General features: G+C 70.0%; 14 protein-coding genes. 2 read left to right on the top strand and 12 right to left on the bottom strand.

Features of this window, described 5'->3' with window-relative positions; all coding sequences use genetic code 11:
* Window positions 1-127: 127 nt before the first annotated feature.
* Entirely contained in the window at window positions 128-2,245 is a 2,118-nt protein-coding gene (locus AB0M35_RS05860) for a PhoX family phosphatase (protein ID WP_363742049.1), read from the top strand.
* Window positions 2,246-2,298: 53 nt separating this feature from the next.
* Here the strand turns inward: AB0M35_RS05860 and AB0M35_RS05865 are convergent, their stop codons facing one another.
* A complete protein-coding gene (locus tag AB0M35_RS05865; RefSeq protein ID WP_363742051.1) occupies window positions 2,299-3,081 on the bottom strand; it encodes a helix-turn-helix domain-containing protein in 783 nt (260 codons plus the stop codon).
* A gap of 154 nt (window positions 3,082-3,235) precedes the next feature.
* On the opposite strand from AB0M35_RS05865, the gene AB0M35_RS05870 reads away from it, so the two are divergent.
* Window positions 3,236-4,429: an MFS transporter gene (locus tag AB0M35_RS05870; RefSeq protein WP_363742053.1), complete on the top strand. Its 1,194-nt coding sequence runs from the start codon at window positions 3,236-3,238 to the stop codon at window positions 4,427-4,429.
* Between the two features lie 49 nt (window positions 4,430-4,478).
* Here the strand turns inward: AB0M35_RS05870 and AB0M35_RS05875 are convergent, their stop codons facing one another.
* The 11 genes from AB0M35_RS05875 to nuoE all read right to left on the bottom strand — a co-directional run bounded on the left by AB0M35_RS05875 (window position 4,479) and on the right by nuoE (window position 18,950).
* A complete protein-coding gene (locus AB0M35_RS05875) occupies window positions 4,479-5,546 on the bottom strand; it encodes a polyprenyl synthetase family protein (protein ID WP_363742993.1) in 1,068 nt (355 codons plus the stop codon).
* Between the two features lie 108 nt (window positions 5,547-5,654).
* On the bottom strand, window positions 5,655-7,205 hold the full coding sequence (gene nuoN / locus AB0M35_RS05880) for an NADH-quinone oxidoreductase subunit NuoN (RefSeq protein WP_363742056.1): 1,551 nt from the start codon (window positions 7,203-7,205) through the stop codon (window positions 5,655-5,657).
* 169 nt (window positions 7,206-7,374) lie between these two features.
* Complete coding sequence (locus AB0M35_RS05885; protein WP_363742059.1) at window positions 7,375-8,907, bottom strand: NADH-quinone oxidoreductase subunit M; 1,533 nt, start codon at window positions 8,905-8,907, stop codon at window positions 7,375-7,377.
* 100 nt (window positions 8,908-9,007) lie between these two features.
* A complete protein-coding gene (nuoL, locus tag AB0M35_RS05890; protein WP_363742062.1) occupies window positions 9,008-10,966 on the bottom strand; it encodes an NADH-quinone oxidoreductase subunit L in 1,959 nt (652 codons plus the stop codon).
* 12 nt (window positions 10,967-10,978) lie between these two features.
* Window positions 10,979-11,296: an NADH-quinone oxidoreductase subunit NuoK gene (nuoK, locus tag AB0M35_RS05895; protein WP_013731028.1), complete on the bottom strand. Its 318-nt coding sequence runs from the start codon at window positions 11,294-11,296 to the stop codon at window positions 10,979-10,981.
* Window positions 11,293-12,063 (bottom strand): NADH-quinone oxidoreductase subunit J, encoded by a 771-nt coding sequence (locus tag AB0M35_RS05900; RefSeq protein WP_363742064.1) that lies wholly within the window; start codon window positions 12,061-12,063, stop codon window positions 11,293-11,295. Before AB0M35_RS05900 ends, nuoK begins: the two co-directional genes overlap by 4 nt.
* Window positions 12,060-12,701 (bottom strand): NADH-quinone oxidoreductase subunit NuoI, encoded by a 642-nt coding sequence (nuoI, locus tag AB0M35_RS05905; protein ID WP_363742067.1) that lies wholly within the window; start codon window positions 12,699-12,701, stop codon window positions 12,060-12,062. Before nuoI ends, AB0M35_RS05900 begins: the two co-directional genes overlap by 4 nt.
* A 1-nt stretch (window position 12,702) precedes the next feature.
* On the bottom strand, window positions 12,703-14,049 hold the full coding sequence (nuoH, locus tag AB0M35_RS05910) for an NADH-quinone oxidoreductase subunit NuoH (protein WP_363742070.1): 1,347 nt from the start codon (window positions 14,047-14,049) through the stop codon (window positions 12,703-12,705).
* Complete coding sequence (locus tag AB0M35_RS05915) at window positions 14,046-16,541, bottom strand: NADH-quinone oxidoreductase subunit G (RefSeq protein ID WP_363742073.1); 2,496 nt, start codon at window positions 16,539-16,541, stop codon at window positions 14,046-14,048. The genes nuoH and AB0M35_RS05915 overlap by 4 nt, the downstream gene beginning before the upstream one ends.
* Window positions 16,542-16,599: 58 nt before the next feature.
* Window positions 16,600-17,916 carry an NADH-quinone oxidoreductase subunit NuoF gene (gene nuoF / locus AB0M35_RS05920; RefSeq protein ID WP_363742075.1) on the bottom strand — a complete coding sequence of 439 codons (1,317 nt, stop codon included), beginning with the start codon at window positions 17,914-17,916 and terminating at the stop codon, window positions 16,600-16,602.
* The gene (gene nuoE, locus AB0M35_RS05925; RefSeq protein WP_363742077.1) at window positions 17,913-18,950 is read right to left on the bottom strand and encodes an NADH-quinone oxidoreductase subunit NuoE; all 1,038 of its coding nucleotides are present in this window, start codon (window positions 18,948-18,950) and stop codon (window positions 17,913-17,915) included. The genes nuoF and nuoE overlap by 4 nt, the downstream gene beginning before the upstream one ends.
* Window positions 18,951-19,014: the final 64 nt, after the last annotated feature.

Consider the following 19,014-nt stretch of genomic DNA (forward strand, 5'->3'; position numbering starts at 1 on the left):
CCCGGCACGGAGTTCATCGCTGGTTCACATCGCGGCCGACCCGCGCTCACCGCGTCCCCCTAGCGTCCGGCGGGTACGCGCCGGTGAGCTGCACCGGTGTGCACCGACCCCCAGGAGGCTCCTCCCGATGAGCGACCGTCCCCGGCTGCTGCCGCTGCTGGGCACTGCCCGCCACGGCAGCCGTGACGCCATGACCTGCCTTTACCGCTGCGGCAACGCCTGCGACCACCCGGTGCCCAACACCTCCGACAACGCGTACCTCGGCGATCTGGTGGCCGCCGAGGTCTCCCGGCGCGGGGTGGTCCGCGCGGGCGCGATCGGCGCGATGGTGCTCGGCTTCGGCGGTGCGCTGGCCGGTACCGGCACCACTGCCTCGGCGGCGCCGAACTCGCCGGTGCTGCCCGAGGCCCGCACGTTCCCCAACGGCGGCAAGGGCGTCGGCAACGGCGCGCTGACCTTCAAGCCCATCCCACCGAACACCCTGGACACCTTCGTGGTGCCCAACGGCTACGACCACGCGGTGGTGATCCGCTGGGGCGACCCGGTGGTGCCGGGCGCGCCCGCCTTCAACCTGCGCCGGCAGACCGCCGCCGCGCAGGCCAAGCAGTTCGGCTACAACAACGACTACGTCGGGGTGCTGCCACTGGACAAGGGCGGCAAGCGGGCGCTGCTCGTGGTCAACCACGAGTACACCAACGAGGACCTGATGTTTCCCGGCTTCACCAGCCAGGACGCGCTCACCGTCGAGCAGGTGAAGGTGGCGATGGCCGCGCACGGCATGTCCGTGGTGGAGATCGAGCGGGTGGCCGGCACCGGGCAGTGGCGGGTGGTCGGCTCGGGCCGCCGCCCGTACAACCGGCGGGTCGACGCGTTGAGCAGCACCTTCGAGCTGACCGGCCCGGTCGCCGGCTCGTCGTTCGTGAAGACCGCAGCCGACCCGAAGGGCCGCACGGTCGTCGGCACACTGAACAACTGCGCCGGTGGGGTGACCCCGTGGGGCACCGTGCTCTCCGGCGAGGAGAACTTCAACCAGTACTTCGTCGGCGGCGACGCCGTGCCCGAGGCGGACAAGCCCCGACTGGCGCGCTACGGCATCAGCACCACCGCCCGCTATCCCAGCGGCAGCCGCAAGTGGGACCGCGCCGCCGACCGCTTCGACCTGGCCAAGCATCCCAACGAAGCCAACCGGCACGGCTGGATCGTGGAGATCGACCCGTACGACCCGGAAAGCCGCCCGCGTAAGCACACCGCGCTGGGTCGGTTCAAGCATGAGGGCGCCAACGTCATCGTGGCCCGCAGTGGTCACGTGGTCGCGTACTCGGGCGACGACGAGCGCTTCGACTACCTCTACAAGTTCGTCTCGGACAAGAAGTTCATGAAGGGTGACTCCTGGGTCGCCCGCAAGCACAACCTGACCCTGCTGGAGTCGGGCACCCTCTACGTCGCCCAGCTCAGCCAGACCAGCGCCGACGAGATCGACGGCTCCGGCAAGCTGCCCAGCGACGGTGCCTTCAACGGCCGGGGCCGCTGGATCAAGCTGGTCAGCGGCAACCGGTCGTACGTGGACGGGATGACCGCCGCCGAGGTGCTCACCTTCACCCGGATCGCCGGGGACAAGGTCGGCGCAACCAAGATGGACCGTCCGGAGGACGTCGAGCCGAGCCTGCACACCGGCAAGGTGTACGTGGCGCTGACCAACAACACCAACCGTGGTGTCGGTAGCAACCCGAAGCCGGACGAGGCCAACCCGCGTACCGCCAACCGGCACGGGCAGGTCCTCGAACTGGTCGAGGACCGGGGCGACAACACCGCCGAGACGTTCACCTGGTCGCTGCCGATCGTCTGCGGTGACCCGGCGGACCCGTCGACCTACTTCGCCGGGTACGACAAGACGAAGGTCTCCCCGATCTCCTGCCCGGACAACGTGGCCTTCGACGCCACCGGCAACCTCTGGATCTCCACCGACGGCAACGCGCTGGGCAGCAACGACGGCCTCTTCGCCACGGCGACCGAGGGACCGGAACGCGGCCACCTGAAGCAGTTCCTCACCGTGCCGCGTGGAGCGGAGACCTGCGGCCCGTTCATCACCGGCGACAACCGGTCCCTCTTCGTCGCCGTGCAGCACCCCGGCGAGATCACCGGTGCCACGGTCGAGAACCCGGCCTCCACCTGGCCGGACGGCGACTACGCCAAGCCGGGCGTGGTGGTCACCTGGCGGCTGGACGGCGGACCGATCGGTAGCTGACCGGCGCCACGACGGCCCTCTTCCCACCAGGAAGGGGCCGTCTCGCTGATCGGTCAGGTGTCCGTGGCGAGGCTGTCGGCCAGCGCGCGGGCGGCGGTGAGCAGCTTCGTCCGGACCAACCGGGCGGAGGTCATCATCTCGCTGGCCGGCAGCGCGCAGGCCAGTACGGTCCGCCGTTCCATGTCCTTGTCCGGGCTGATCAGCACCGCCGCGCACGCCACGCCCTGCCGGAACTGACCCAGTTCCAGTTGCATGCCACGACGCTCCCCGGCAGCCAGATCGGCCTCGAACGCCTCAGGAGTGCTCAGGGTGGCGCTGGTGAACGGCCGCATGCCGTAATCGCGCAGGTAGCGGTGGCGTTGTTCGACGGTGAGCGTGGCGAGCAGGGCCTTGCCGAGCGCGGTCGCGTGCGCGCCCTCGTCGAACCCCGGCACAAGGTCCTCCAGATAGGGCGAGCGGCTGCCCTCCGCAACGGCGGTGATGGCCACCTGCCCGCCGACGAACCGGCCGAGAAAGTGACTCCAGCCGGTCTCCAGCGCGACCCGGCGGAGAGTCTCCCCGACCGCCGGCGAGCCCCGGAACGCGGCGACCAACTCGCGATAGCGGTCGGCCACCTCCAGGCCCACGATGTACGTGCCGTCCTCCCGGCGGATCACATAGCCCTCGTACGCGAGGGTACGCACCAGGTGGTACGTGGTAGCCACGGTCAGCTCACACCGTCGGGCGATCTGTTTCACTGTCAGACCCCGCGGGGCACGACCGACCGACTCGAGCACTCGAAGTGCGCGGGACACGCTCCGGATCAGATCCGAAGGCTCCGCCAGGGGGTCGCGCACAACCACCTCCGCCACCAGGGACTTACACCATATGAAAAAGTCGCCCGAGACGAAATCCCTGATCGGGTGGATGCATCCGGCGGACGGCACACGTGAAGTGATCTCGGTTGCACTTTGCGTCGCCGCGCCGGAGCTCGAATAGGTTGATCTCACCATGACTGACATCGCCCCGCACCCCGACCCGATGGCCGGCACCAGGCCGGTCCGCGCCAGCGCGGTGGCCGTCGCCGTGACCATCGCCTGCGTCCTGCCGGTCTTCCTGGTCGGTGGTCTCGCCGTACAGATGCGGGAGGAACTGAACTTCTCGCCCGCCGGCCTCGGGCTGGTCGTCGCCGTCTACTTCGGCGTCTGTGCGCTCGCCTCGGTGCCCTCGGGGGCCATGGTGGAACGTTGGGGCGGCGCCGTGGTGGCCCGCGCCGGCATCCTGATCTCCGCCGCCTGCCTGCTCGCCGTGGCAGCGGCCCGGTCGTACCCGGTGTTGCTCGGCCTGCTGGCGGTGGCCGGCACCGCAAACGCACTCGGCCAACTGTCCAGCAACGTGCTGCTCGCCCGGCATGTGCCGGCGCGGCGGCAGGGCCTGTCGTTCGGCGTCAAGCAGGCCGCCATTCCGGTCTCCACCCTGCTGGCCGGGGCGGCGGTGCCCACCCTCGCCCTCACCGTCGGCTGGCGCTGGGCGTTCGTGGCAGCCGCCGCTGCCGCGTTGGCCGTGCTGCCGGTCGTACCCGCGCAGAGTCCGCAACGAGCCCGCCGGTCGGTCGACAGTGCCGGGCGCGGGACGTTTGCTCTGGTGGTGGTCGGCATCGCCGCGGCGCTCGCCGCCGGAGGGGCGGGCACGCTGGGCACGTTCGTGGTGGACGCCTCCGTCGACCGGGGGCTCGCGCCGGCACTGGCCGGGCTGACCCTGACCCTCGGCAGCGCGGCCTGCGTGGTGGCCCGGGTCGGGTTCGGCTGGCTGGCCGACCGGCGCTCCGGCGGCCACATGACCGTGATCGCCGGCATGCTCGTCCTCGGGGCGTTCGGGCTGGCCCTGCTCGCGATGACCGGCTCGGCCCCGCTGATGGTCGGCGTACTGCTCGGCTTCGGTCTGGGCTGGTCGTGGCCGGGGCTGATGAACTTCGCGGTGGTCCAACTGCATCCCCGGGCACCGGGCACCGCCACCTCGATCACCCAGACCGGGGTGTACGCCGGCGGCGCCCTCGGCCCGCTGGCGCTCGGCTCGCTCGCCGCCGCAGCCGGCTACCCCACGATGTGGCTCACCGCAGCCGCCGCCATGCTGGCCGCCGCCGCCCTGATGCTCACCGCCACCCGCCTGCTACCCAGCCGCCCGCTCAACGCTCAGCGCGGGTGAAGGGTGCCCGGCGGATGACGCCTGCCTGCCGACGACGCGAGGGCGCGGATCAGCTGGTGCGGTCGGCGATGTGGTCGCAGAGCGACTTTAGGGCCCGCCGGGCGGGAATCTCCGGCAACGGCGCGAGTTGGGCGCGGGCCTCCTCGGCGTAGCTGCGGACGGTCTCCCGGGCGCGCTTGAGCGCCGGAGACTCGCGCAGCAGGCCAAGGGCCTCCGCGTGCAGGGCATCGTCGGTCAGCGGCCCGGTGGCCAGGATCTCCCGCAGCCGCACCGAGGCGGCGTCGGTGTCGTCCGCCGCCCGGGCGTAGAGCACCGGCAGCGTCGGTACGCCCTCCCGCAGATCGGTGCCGGGCGTCTTGCCCGACTCCGCGGACTCGCTGGCGATGTCGAGCAGGTCGTCGGAGAGCTGGAACGCCACCCCGATGGTTTCGCCGTAGCCGGCCAGCGCCGCGACATGCTCCGAAGTTGCCCCGCTGAACAGGCCACCGAAGTGCGCACTGGTGGCGATCAACGAGCCGGTCTTCTCCGCGATCACCCGCAGGTAGTGCGTCACCGGGTCGTCGCCGGCACGAGGTCCGACGGTCTCGGCGATCTGACCGTGCACCAGCCGGGCGAAGGTGCGCGCCTGTAGGCGTACCGCCTCGGGGCCCAGCTCGGCGGCGACGTCCGCGGCCCGCGCGAAGAGGTAGTCACCGACCAGGATGGCCACCGAATTGGTCCAGCGGGAGTTGGCGCTCGGGGCGCCCCGGCGCACCGGCGCCTCGTCCATCACGTCGTCGTGGTACAGCGTGGCGAGGTGGGTCAGCTCCACCACCACGGCGGCCGACACGATCTCCGACCGGCTCGGGTCGCCGAACTGCGCGCCCAGCGCCACCAGCAACGGCCGGAAGCGCTTTCCCCCGGCCTCGGCCAGGTGGCGGGCCGCCTCGGTCACGAAGGGGTCGGCGCTGGCGACAGTGTCTCGCAGCTCGACCTCGACCGCCTCCAGCTGACCCAGCACGGACTCCTCCGTGCGAGGGTCGGCGAGATGAAGGCCGAGCGCACCGAACTGACCTGCGCCAAGCCGGTTCCGGCGTGCACCGGAGCCGGTGACACCTGAACGCTCGCCACCCCTAATCACCACAGCTCCACCATGCCACACGGCCTCTACCTGCACCGGACCGGGGATACACGGCGAGGGCCGACCCACAGTCGTGGGTCGGCCCTCGCAAAGCCTGGGCCGCTGCTACCGCACGAAGTCGGCAGCGTTGGTGGCCAGGTCCAGCAGTGGTGCCGGCGCGACGCCGAGCACCAGGGTGGCGATCACACCGATCACCAGCGCCGCGGAGGTCAGCCCACCGGGCACGGTGACCGTCGGGGTCGACTCACCCGGCTCGGACAGCCACATCATCACCACGACCCGCAGGTACGGGAAGGCCAGCACCATGCTGGTCAGCACGCCAGCGATCACCAGCCAGACCTGTCCGCCCTCCAGGGCCGGCCCGAAGATGGCGAACTTGCTGGTGAAGCCGCTGGTCAGCGGGATACCGGCGAAGGCGAGCAGGATGAAGGTGAACACCGACGCGTACAGCGGCGAACGCCGGCCCAGCCCGGCCCACCGGGACAGGTGGGTGGCCTCGCCGTCGGCGTCACGCACCAGGGTCACCACCGCGAACGCGGCCAGCACCGCGAAGCCGTACGCGACGAGGTAGAACATGGTGCCGGAAAGCCCGTCCTTGCCCGGGGCCAGTACGCCGACCAGCAGGTAACCGGCGTTGGCGATGGACGAGTACGCCAGCAGTCGCTTGATGTCGGTCTGGGTCACCGCGAACACCGCACCGACCAGCATGGTGAGCACCGCCACCACACCGAGTACCGGGGTGAAGTCCCAGCGCGCCCCCTCGAAGGCGACGTGGAACACCCGCAGCAGGGCACCGAACGCGGCCACCTTCGTGCAGGCCGCCATGAAGCCGGTCACCGGCGTCGGGGCGCCCTGGTAGACGTCGGGAGTCCAGACGTGGAACGGTGCCGCAGCCGCCTTGAACAGCAGACCGATCGCCACCAGCGCCATGCCGGCGAAGAGCAGCACCGGGCTCTGCGTCGAGTTGGCCACCGCCGCGTGGATGGTGGCGAAGTCGACCCCGGCCGGGCGGTCACCCAGACCGGCGGTGAACCCGTAGAGCATCGCCAGGCCGAACAGGAAGAAGGCCGAGGCGTACGCGCCGAGCAGGAAGTACTTCATCGCCGCTTCCTGGCTCAGGATCCGCCGACGGCGGGCCAGCGCACAGAGCAGGTAGAGCGGCAGCGAGAAGACCTCGAGCGCGATGAACATGGTCAGCAGGTCGTTCGCCGAAACGAAGATCAGCATGCCGCCGATCGCGAAGGTGACCAGCGGGTAGACCTCGCCGGCACCACCGGAGCGCTCCGCCTGCCGCCGGTCGTCCGGAGAATCGGCGGTGATGGCGGCCTGGGCGACGAACGCGCCGCCCCGCTCGATCGCCCGCTCGCCGATCAGCAGCAACGCCAGCGCCGACAGGACCAGGATCGCGCCCTGGAGGAACAGCGTCGGCCCGTCGATGGCGATCACCCCGATGGTGATCAGCCGCTTGTCGGCGTTGAACACCACCATGGTCAGCGCGGCGAGCACCGCCAGCAGCGCCAGCGGCAACTGGATGGGGTGCCGCAGGCGACGCGGCACGAACGCCTCGACCAGCACCCCGAGCACCGCCGCGCCCATCATGATCAGGATCGGCGCGAGTGCCGCGTAGTCGATCGGCGGCAGTTCAAACTCGTTCACTGAGCCCACCTTCCGTTCGCGGCTGCGGGGCTCGCAAGCTCACTCCTCGCGCTCACCGGACCAAACCTCTCGTTCGCGACTGCGGTACTCCGCTGCGCTGCGTTCCTCGCGCTCACCGGACCAACCTTTTCGTTCGCGACTGCGGGGCTCGCAAGCTCACTCCTCGCGCTCACCGGCCAGCCTCCTGCACGGTCTCTACCGACGGAGCCGGGTCGGTCCGGCCGACGTCCTCCATCGTCGCCTGGATGGCGGGGTTGATCACGTCCGTGACCGGCTTGGGGTAGAAGCCGAGCAGCACGATCAGCGCGATCAGCGGCGCGACCACGAACTTCTCGCGAAGGTTCAGGTCCCGCTTCATCCCGTCGATCTCGGTCAGCGCCGGGTTGAGCGTGCCCTGCGTGGTGCGCTGCACCATCCAGAGCACGTACGCAGCGGCCAGAATGATGCCCAGCGTGGCGATCACCGCGACCGGCTTGTTCACCGTGAACGTGCCGATCAGCACCAGGAACTCGGAGACGAACGGCGCGGTGCCGGGCAGTGCCAGCGAGGCGAGACCGGCGAAGAAGAGCACCCCGGCCAGCACCGGCACCAGCTTGCCGGCCCCACCGAAGTCGCTGACCAGCGCCGAACCCCGGCGTGCCACCAGCATGCCGACCACCAGGAACAGCAGCCCGGTGGCGAGTCCGTGGTTGACCATGTAGAGCACCGCACCGGTACCGGCCTGGGTGGTGAAGGCGAAGATGCCGACGCCGATGAAGCCGAAGTGGGCGATCGACGTGTACGACACCAGCCGCTTGAGGTCGTTCTGCCCGACCGCCAGCAGCGCGGCGTAGATGATGCCGATCACCGCGATGGCCAGCGCCCAGGGCGCGAACCACTGGGCCGCCTCCGGGAACAGCGGCAGGCAGTACCGCAGGATGCCGAAGGTGCCCACCTTGTCCAGCACGCCGACGAGCAGGGCGGCGGCACCGGCCGGTGCCGCGCCACCGGCGTCCGGCAGCCAGGTGTGGAACGGGAAGAACGGCGCCTTGATCGCGAAGGCGATGAAGAACCCGAGGAACAGCCAACGCTCCGCGCCAGTGGAGATGTCGACCTGAGACAGCGCCACCCAGTCGAAGGTCTTGCCGCCGACCACCCACAGGCCGATCACCGCGGCCAGCATGAACAGACCGCCGACCAGCGAGTAGAGGAAGAACTTGACCGCCGCGTACTGCCGCTGGTGGCCGCCGTAGCTGCCGATCAGGAAGTACATCGGCACCAGCATGACCTCGAAGAACACGTAGAACAGGAAGACGTCGGCGGCGGCGAAGACGCCGATCATCGTGCATTCGAGGACGAGCAGCAGCGCGAAGTAGGCCGGCACGGACCGCTTCGACGACTCCGCGTCGTGCCAGGAGGCCAGGATCACCAGCGGCACCAGCACCGCGATCAGCATCAGCATCACCAGCGCGATGCCGTCGGCGGCGAAGGTGAAGTTGACGCCCCAGTTGGGGATCCACGGGTACGACTCGCGGAACTGGAAGCGGTCGCCGCTCACCTGCCAGGTCAGCCACATGACCACCGACAGCGCCAGCACCAGCAGGGACCAGCCGAACGCGACCTGCTTGGCCAGCGTCGGCCGGCTGCGCGGCAGGAGGGCGACCACCACTGCGCCGACCAGCGGCGCCACGGTGAGCACCGAGAGGAACGGGAAGTCGGACATTATGCGGCCTTACCTCCGTCGTCGATGCGCGGTCCGCCGGCGACGGCCGCCTGGGAGAGTGTCGGGAAAGCCGCGCGGTTCCCCGACCCCGGAAGGTCGATCACGCCAACCACCCCGCCTGTACGGCCAGGAAGGCGGCCACCACCAGCAGCGCGCCGGTCAGGATCGAGGTGGCGTACGACCGGACGAAGCCGGTCTGCATCCGCCGGAGCCGACTGGAACCGCCACCCACCCCGGCAGCCAGACCGTTGACCAGCCCGTCGATGCCCCGGTTGTCGAGGTAGACCAGCGCCCGGGTGAGGAAGATGCCCGGCTTCTCGAAGACCGCCTCGTTGACCGTGTCGGTGTAGAGGTTCTTCCGAGCAGCGGTGACCAGCACCCCGGCCGGCTGCGGCTCGATCGCCGTACCGCCACGGAACAGGAACCAGGCCAGCCCTGCGCCGAGCACGGTGACCCCGAGCGACAGCACGACGATCGCCCAGTGCGGCAGCACCGCGTCGTGGTGCGCCTCGGTCACGCCGAGACCGGCGGTGGGGGTCAGCCAGTCCGGCACCGAGGTGGCCAGCAGCCAACCGGCAGCGATCGAGCCGATGCCGAGCAGGATCAGCGGGATGGTCATCAGCGGCGGGGACTCGTGCGGGTGCTCGATGTCCGTGGTCCACCGCTTCGGCCCGTGGAACGTCAGCACGAACAGCCGGGTCATGTAGAAGGCGGTCAGCGCGGCACCGAGCATCGCGGCCCCACCGAACAGCCAGGCCGTCCAGCCCTCCCGCTCGAAGGCGGCGGCGATGATCGGCTCCTTGGAGAAGTACCCGGAGAACGGGAACATGCCGATGATGGCCAGCCATCCCGCACCGAAGGTCAGCCAGGTGATCTTCATGTACTTGGACAGCCCACCGAAGCGGCGGATGTCCACTTGGTCCTTCATGCCGTGCATGACCGAGCCAGCGCCGAGGAACATGTTGGCCTTGAAGAAGCCGTGCGCCAGCAGGTGCACGATGGCCAGCGCGTACGCCGCGCCGCCCAGACCGACGCCGAGGAACATGTAGCCGATCTGGCTCACCGTCGACCAGGCCAGCACCCGCTTGATGTCGTCCTTGGCGCAGCCGATGATCGCGCCCATCACCAGGGTCAGCGCACCGACGCTCACCACCACCAGTTGCAGCGTGGTGTTGGCCGAGAAGATGATGTTGGACCGGGCGATCAGGTAGACACCTGCGGTGACCATCGTCGCCGCGTGGATGAGCGCCGACACCGGGGTCGGGCCCTCCATCGCGTCCGGCAACCATGCCTGGAGCGGGAACTGACCGGACTTACCGGCCGCACCGAGCAGCAGGAGCAGGCCGAGCACCAGTACGGTGCCGCCGGCCAGCGCGCCGACGCCGTTGAAGACCTCGTCGTACTGGGTGGTGCCCAGGGTGGCGAACATGATGAAGATGGCGATGGCCAGACCGGCGTCGCCGACCCGGTTCATCAGGAACGCCTTCTTACCGGCGGTGGCTGCGGCCGGCTTGGTGTACCAGAAGGAGATCAGCAGGTACGACGCCAGACCGACGCCCTCCCAGCCGAAGTACAGCATCACGTAGTTGTTGCCGAGGACCAGCAGCAGCATGGCCGCGACGAAGAGGTTGAAGTAGGCGAAGAACCGCCGACGCCCCTCGTCGTGCGCCATGTACTCGACCGCGTACAGGTGGATCAGGAAGCCCACGCCGGTGATCAGCAGGACGAAGACCCCGGCCAGCGGGTCGAACAGCAGGCCGAAGTCGACGTGCAGGCCACCGACCGCGATGAAGTCCCAGAGGCTCAGTTGGACCGACTTGTTCTCCAGGCCGCGCAGGCCGAGGAAGTAGGTCAACCCGAGCACGAACGCCGCGCCGACGGAGGCGACGCCGAGCCAGTGTCCCCAACGGTCGGCCCGCCGCCCGAGCAGCAGCAGCACCGCCGCGCTGAGCAGCGGGATCGCCACCAGCAGCCAGATGCTGCTCAGCAGGCCGTCGGCCGTCGCGTACGAGACCGTCTCGGCCGGAGCAGCCTGGGCGTACGTCAAGATTTCGTCCACCGGTGGGCCCCTCTAGTACTTCAGCAGGTTGGCGTCGTCGACGCTGGCGGAGCGCCGGGTGCGGAAGATCGCCATGATGATGGCCAACCCGACCACGACCTCGGCCGCCGCCACCACCATCACGAAGAACGCCATGATCTGGCCGTTGAGGTCACCGTTCATCCGGCTGAAGGTGACCAACGCCAGGTTGGCCGCGTTGAGCATCAGCTCGACACACATGAACAGCACGATCGCGTTGCGCCGGACCAGCACCCCGGCCGCGCCGATGGTGAACAGCACCGCGGCGAGGACCAGGTAGTAGTTCGGCTCGACCGAGAAGAAGTCACTCATTTCTCAGTGCCCTTCAGCGTGGTCTCCTCGGCGGTCAGTTCGCGGACCGGGAGGATGTCCGGCGTACTCCGGTCACTCAACCGGCCGTCGGGCAGGCGGGCCGGGGTGGCGACTGACGAGGACGTGGCGAAGACACCCGGGCCGGGCTTCGGGCCGGGGTAGTTGCCGGGCACGAAGCGGGCCTTCATGGTGGCCACCTGGTCGCGCCGGTCCTCCTTGCGCCGCTCGACGTGCGCCAGGATCATGCCGCCGATGGTGGCGGTGATCAGCAGCGCCGCAGTGAGCTCGAACGCGAAGATGTAGTCGGTGAAGAGCAGCCGGGCGATGCCCTCCACGTTGCCGCCCGCGTTGGCCTCCTCCAGGCCGACCGCCGCGGTGCCCTGAGTGGCCCGGTAGACGCCGCTGCCGAGCAAGCCGGCGAAGCCCACACCGAGCCCGATGGCGGCGATCCGCTGACCACGAAGCACTTCGATCAGCGAGTCGGAGGCATCCCGGCCGACCAGCATCAGTACGAACAGGAAGAGCATCATGATCGCGCCGGTGTAGACGATGATCTGCACCATGCCGATGAACGGCCCCGCCTGGAGCACGTAGAACACACCCAGGCTGAGCATGGTCAGCACCAGCCAGAGCGCCGAGTGCACCGCGTTACGGGCCGCGATCATGCCGATCGCGCCGGCCAGCGCGAGCGGGGCGAGGATCCAGAAGGTCACCGCCTCCCCGCCGGAGACCGCCCCCGCGGCGGCGAGCACCGTCGACGTGGTCATGCCGTCTCTCCCTTTTCCGCCGCGGCCCGCTGGGCAGCCTGCTCGGCACCGGGGAACGTGACGCCCGGGTGCTCGTCCACCTGGTAGCGGCCCGGCCCCATCGGCGAACGCTCGGCCCCGGCCGAGGTACCCGGGTTGGTCAGGCTGCCGACGTAGTAGTCCTTCTCGCTGTCGCCCAGGCGCATCGGGTGCGGCGGCTGCTCCATCCCGGGCAGCAGCGGCGCGAGCAGCTGCTCCTTGGTGAAGATCAGATCCTGCCGGTTGTCCCGGGCCAGCTCGTACTCGTTGCTCATCGTCAGCGAACGGGTCGGGCAGGCCTCGATGCACAGTCCGCAGAAGATGCACCGCGCGTAGTTGATCTGGTAGACGCTGGCGTACCGCTCACCCGGCGAGAACCGCTGCTCGTCGGTGTTGTCGCCACCCTCGACGTAGATCGCGTCCGCCGGGCAGGCCCAGGCGCACAACTCACAGCCGATGCACTTCTCCAGGCCGTCCGGGTGCCGGTTGAGAATGTGCCGCCCGTGGTAACGGGGGGCCGGCGTCGGCGGGGAGAACGGGTAGTCGGTGGTGACGACCTTCTTGAACATGTGCGAGAAGGTGACCCCGAAGCCCTTGAACGTTCCGGTGATCGCGCCCACGTCACACCTCCTCAGAGTCCTGGCCGGCGGGGACGTTGGCCGGCTCCCGCTCGGCGACCATGCGCCGGGTACGCGGGCTCGGTGGTACCTGAAGGTCCAGCGGAGGCAGCGGGAAGCTGCCCTGCGGCCGGTTCTCGACCTGCTCGGCGAGGGTCGGCTTCTGCTCCGGCTTGCGGCCCGGCCAGAACAGCGCGGCGATCAGCGCGAGACCGCCGATGATCCCGAACACCACCAGCCGGTCGTTGCGCTCCCAGTCCTGCACCTTGAGCCAGGTGGCGAGGAAGACGACCCAGACCAGGCTGACCGGGATGAGTACCTTCCAGCCGAGGCGCATGAGCTGGTCGTACCGCAACCGGGGCAGCGTGCCGCGCAGCCAGACGAAGACGAAGACGAGCAGGATGACCTTGGCGAAGAACCAGAGCATCGGCCACCAACCGGAGTTGGCCCCCGACCAGAGGCTGATCGGCCACGGCGCGTACCAGCCGCCGAGGAAGAGCGTCACGGTGAACGCCGACATGGCCACCATCGCGACGTACTCGCTGAGCATGATCAGCGCGAACTTCAGCGAGCTGTACTCGGTCATGAAGCCCGCCACCAGCTCCGACTCAGCCTCAGGCATGTCGAAGGGCGGGCGGTTGGTCTCGCCGACGATGGAGATGAAGAAGACCACGAAGCTCGGGAAGAGCAGCAGCGCGTACCAGCCCGGGCCGGGAATCTCCGCGCCGAACAGGTTCAGCGTGACACCCTGACCCTGGGCGGCCACGATCTCGCTGGTCGACATCGTGCCGGCGAGCATGAACACCGCCACGATGGACAACCCCAGCGACACCTCGTACGAGATCAGCTGGGCGGTGGAGCGCAGACCACCGAGCAGCGGATAGGTCGAACCGGAGGCCCAGCCGGCGAGCACGATGCCGTACACCGCCATCGACGACAGAGCCAGCACCACCAGCACCGACACCGACACGTCGGTGACCTGCAACGGCGTCTGGTGACCGAAGATGCTCACCATCGGGCCGAACGGGATCACCGCAAGCATGGTGACCGCGCAGATCATCGAGATGGCCGGGGCGAAGAAGTAGATGACCTTGTCCGCGGACTTCGGGAGGATGTCCTCCTTGAAGGCCATCTTCAGGCCGTCTGCGAGCGTCTGGAGCAGACCGAAGGGGCCCAGCTGGTTAGGGCCGGGCCGGACCGCCATCCGTCCCACCACCCGCCGCTCGAACCAGACACCGAGCAGCGTGCCGAGCAGAGCGACGACGAATGCGAAGACGATCTTGCCGAGGATCAGCCACCACGGGTCGTGGCCGAAGTCGGTGAGCGAAGGGGCCTGGGCGAGCGGGTTCATGCGACACCCCCGGAGGAGTTGAGGAGCGGGCCCGGACGGCCGGCCGCGTCGGCGGCGACCGACTCGGTCTTGCCGGCAGCGGAGATCCGCACCACCGCGCCGGACGTCGCGCCCAGGCTGCGCCGCACGGTCGCACCGGGCGAGTTGGTGGGCAACCAGACCACCCCGTCCGGCATCTCGGTGATCGCCGCCGGCAGGGTCAACGCCCCCCGGTCGGTACCCACCGTGACCGGATCGCCGTCGGCGACACCGAGCGTCTCGGCGGTGCCCTTGCCCAGCCGGACCACCGGCGGACGGGCGGTGCCCCCCAGGTGCTCGTCACCGTCGGTGAGGCTGCCCAGGTCGATCAGCTGGTGCCAGGTCGCCAGGACCGCCTCGCCGGCACCCGGCTGCGGAACCGACCCCGGTGCGACCGACGGGACCGCCGGCCGCGTCATCTTGGTCGGCGGCAGCCCGCCCAGCTCACGGCGGACGCTCAGCACGTCCCCGGTGCCCAACTGCACGTCCAGCTGGGCGGCGAGCGCGTCGAGCACCCGACCGTCGGTCATCGCGGCGGTGTTCAGCACTGCGTCGAACGGACGCAGCCGGCCCTCCCAGTCCAGGAAGCTGCCGGCCTTCTCGACCACCGGCGCCACCGGCAGGACGACGTCCGCCCGGCGGGTCACCGCGCTGGCCCGCAACTCCAGGCTGACCAGGAACGGCACCGCGTCCAGGGCCTGCTCGGCCAGGCGCGGGTCGGCGAGGTCCGCCGGGTCGACGCCGGCCACCACCAGCGCACCGAGCTGGCCCGCGGCGGCGGCGGCGAGGATGCCGTCGGTGTCCCGACCGGCCTGGCTCGGGATCACCCCGGCGGGGATGTCCCACGCCTCACCCAGTTCGGCGCGGGCGGCCGGCTCGGTCACCAGGCGCCCACCGGGCAACAGGTTGGGCAGGCAGCCGGTGTCGACGGCGCCGCGGTCACCCGCGCGCCGGGGCACCCAGGCCAGCTTCGCGCCGGTACGCGCGGCCACCTCGGCGGCGGCGGAGAGCCCACCCGGCACAGTGGCCAGTCGCTCGCCGACGATCAGGATCGCGCCCTCGGTGCTGAGCGCCTCGGTGACCGTCGCGTGCTCGGCGAGCACCCCGGCCTCCTCGCCCGGCACCACCCGGGCCAGCTTGGCACCGAGCTTCTCCAGGCCGCGGGTGGCGAACGGGGCGATCGCGTACACCTTGAGCTTGTTCTTCAGGTACGCCTTGCGCAGCCGCAGGAAGAGGATCGGGCACTCCTCCTCCGGCTCCAGGCCGACCAGCACCACGGCCGGCGCCTTCTCGACGTCGGCGTAGGTGACGTCGGTGCTGCCGGCGACCGTGCTGGCCAGGAAGTCGGCCTCCTCACGGGAGACCGGCCGGGCCCGGAAGTCGATGTCGTTGGTGTGCAGCGCGATCCGGGCGAACTTCGCGTACGCGTAGGCGTCCTCGACGGTCAGCCGGCCGCCGGTGAGCACAGCCGAGCCCTGGCCGCCGTCACGGGCGGCGCGCAGGCCCTCGGCGGCGACGTGCAGCGCCTCGCTCCAGGACGCCTCCCGCAGCTCACCGGTGTGCTGGTCGCGTACCAGCGGGGTGGTGAGCCGGTCGGCGGCTCGGGCGTACTGGAAGCCCCAGCGACCCTTGTCGCAGTTCCACTCCTCGTTGACCTGCGGGTCGTCGCCGGCAAGCCGACGCAGCACCTTGCCGCGACGCCAGTCGGTGCGCTGTGCGCAACCGGCCGAGCAGTGCTCGCAGACGCTCGGCGTGGAGACCAGGTCGAACGGGCGGGCGCGGAACCGGTACTGGGTGCCGGTCAGCGCACCGACCGGACAGATCTGCACGGTGTTGCCGGAGAAGTACGAGTTGAACGGCACGTCCCCCTCGTCGCCCTCCTCACCGTACGCCTCGTCCCGGTAGATGTTGATCTCCTCGGCGGAGGAGCGGTTCATCAGGTCGATGAACTTGTCGCCGGCGATCTCCTCGGAGAACCGGGTGCAGCGCTGGCAGAGCACGCACCGCTCGCGGTCGAGCAGCACCTGGGTGCTGATCGGCAGCGGCTTCGGGTACTCCCGCTTGTGCTCGTGGAACCGGGAGTCGGTGCGCCCGGTCGACATGGCCTGGTTCTGCAGCGGGCACTCGCCACCCTTGTCGCACATCGGGCAGTCGAGCGGGTGGTTCACCAGCAGCAGCTCCATGATCCCCTCCTGCGCCTTCTTGGCGACCGGAGAGGTGAGCTGGGTACGGACCACCATGCCCTCGGCCACCGTCTGGGTGCAGGAGGCGACGGGCTTGCGCTGCCCCTCCACCTCCACCAGGCACTGCCGGCAGGCACCGGCCGGGGCGAGCAACGGGTGGTCGCAGAACCGGGGGATCTCGGTGCCGATCTGCTCGGCCACCCGGATCAGCAGCGCCCCCTTGGGGGCAGTGACCTCGACACCGTCAATGGTGAGGGTGACCGTCTCGGTCGACTTCGCTACGTCCGTCACCGTGCTCGCCTTTCGCTCGCGGCTGCGGGGCTCGCTCCGCTCACTCCTCGCACTCGCATCAGTGGGCTCCCACCAACTGCTTGTCGGACAACTTCGGCGCAGTCCGGCCCTCGATGTAGTCGAGGTAGTCCTGCTTGAAGTACTTAAGGGACGAGGTCACCGAACTGGTGGCGCCGTCACCCAGGCCACAGAACGAACGACCGAGGATGTTGTCGCAGGTGTCGAGCAGGGTGTCCAGGTCGTCGTGGGTGCCCTGACCGGCCAGGATCCGCCGGTAGACCCGCACCATCCAGTAGTTGCCCTCCCGGCACGGGGTGCACTTGCCGCACGACTCGTGGTGGTAGAACTCCAGCCACCGGTAGGTCGCGTAGACGGGGCAGTCCTGGTCGGAGAAGATCTGGGTGGCCGTGGTGCCGAGGATCGATCCGGCCGCGGCGACGCCCTCGAAGTCCAGCGGCACGTCCAGGTGCTCGGCGGTGAGCAGCGGAGTCGACGAGCCGCCCGGGGTCCAGAACCGCAGGTTGTGCCCCGGCTGCATCCCGCCGGCCAGCTCGATCAGCTCGCGCAGCGTGACACCGAGGCCGCACTCGTACTGGCCGGGGTTGGCGATCCGCCCGGAGAGCGAGTAGATCATCGGCCCGGCGGACTTCTCCGTGCCCATGGACTTCCACCAGTCCGCACCACCGAGCACGATGTACGGCACGCTGGCGATGGTGCCGACGTTGTTGACCACGGTGGGGCTGGCGTACAGGCCGTGGGTGGCCGGGAACGGCGGGCGCAGTCGGGGCTGGCCGCGGAAGCCCTCCAGCGAGTCGAGCAGTGCCGTCTCCTCGCCGCAGATGTACGCCCCAGCGCCGGAGTGCACCACCAGTTCCAGGTCGAAGCCGCTGCCCAGGATGTTCTTCCCCAGGTAGCCCTTGGCCTTCGCCTCCTCGACGGCGTTGCGCAGTCGGCGCGCGGCGTGCACCGCCTCGCCCCGGATGTAGATGTAGGCGCGGTTGGCCCGGATCGCGTACGACGCGATGATCACGCCCTCGACCAGCGAGTGCGGATCGTGGGTCATCAGCGGCAGGTCCTTGCAGGTGCCCGGCTCGCCCTCGTCGGCGTTGACCACGAGGTAGTGCGGCTTGCCGTCACCCTGCGGGATGAAGCCCCACTTGAGACCGGTCGGGAAGCCGGCGCCGCCCCGGCCCCGCAGTCCGGAGTCCTTGACCAGCTGGATCAGGTCGTCTGGGTGGGCCTTGAGCGCCTTACGCAGGGCCGCGTAGCCGTCGAGCTTCTCGTAGGTGCCGATCCGCCAGGCGTCGGGCGACAGCCAGCGCTTGGTCAGCACCGGCGTCAGCTTGGCCAGGGTCTCGGGCCGAGGCGTGGTCACTTCTGAGCCCCCTTGTCGTTCGCGGTGCCACCGCCGGTGGACTCCGCTTCACTGAGGTTGCGCTCCTGCGCCTCGGCGTTGTCGCCGGCGGGCTTGGCGTCGCCGGCCGGCTTGTTGGCCGCCGCTCCGGCCGCCTGCGCCGCCTGGGCGTCACGCGGCGCGGGCGCCGCACCGTCGGTCGGGACCTTGGTGCCGGGGGCGTCCGGCACGGCGGTCTTCGCGTCCGGCTGGCGGGTTTCGGCGGTACGCACCTGCGGCGACTTACGGTCCGGAGCCGGCACGTCGGGTGCCGTGCTGCCGGTCGGTGCCGCCTTCGGCGGGGTGGACGGCGCCGGCTTGGCACCGGCCTGGCCGCTGCGGATCGGGGTGTTCGGGTCGAAGCCCGGGGCCGAGACGCCGTGCTGCTGGGCCAGTCGCAGGCCGCGCAGCGAGGGCTCGCCCGGCACACCGTCGGCGACCGCACCCTCCCGCTCGTCGGCGAAACCGGCGAGCTGGATCGACATCTCCTTGAGGGTGCAGAGGCGGGCGCCCCGGCTCGGCGCGGGCCGACCGCCGGCGCGCAGCTCGTCGACCAGACCCACCGCGGTCTGCGGGTCGACACCGTCGAAGAAGTCGTAGTTGACGGTCATCACCGGGCCGTAGTCACAGGCCGCCAGGCACTCGGCGTGCTCCAGCGTGATCTTTCCGTCCTCGGTGGTCTCGTCGTGCCCGACGCCCAGGTGCTCGGCGAGGGTGTCGTAGACCTCCTGGCCACCGAGCACGTTGCACATGGTGTTCGTGCAGACGCTCACCAGCCAGTCACCGGTGGGCCGGCGCTTGTACATGGTGTAGAAGCTGGCCACCGCGCCGACCTGGGCCTTGTTCAGGCCGAGCACCTCGGCGCAGAACGCCACGCCGGCCGGGGAGACGTAACCCTCCTCGGACTGCACCAGGTGCAGCAGGGGCAACAGGGCCGAACGCGACCGGTCGGCCGGGTAGCGGGCGATGATCTCCCGCGCCCGGGCCCGGGTCTCGTCGGTAAAGACCGTGCTCATCAGCGCTGCCTTCCGTTCGCGACTGCACCAGCTTCTGCCCGCCACTGCGGGGCTCGCTCCGCTC

The sequence above is a fragment of the Micromonospora sp. NPDC051196 genome, from assembly GCF_040682415.1.
Lineage (GTDB): Bacteria > Actinomycetota > Actinomycetes > Mycobacteriales > Micromonosporaceae > Micromonospora.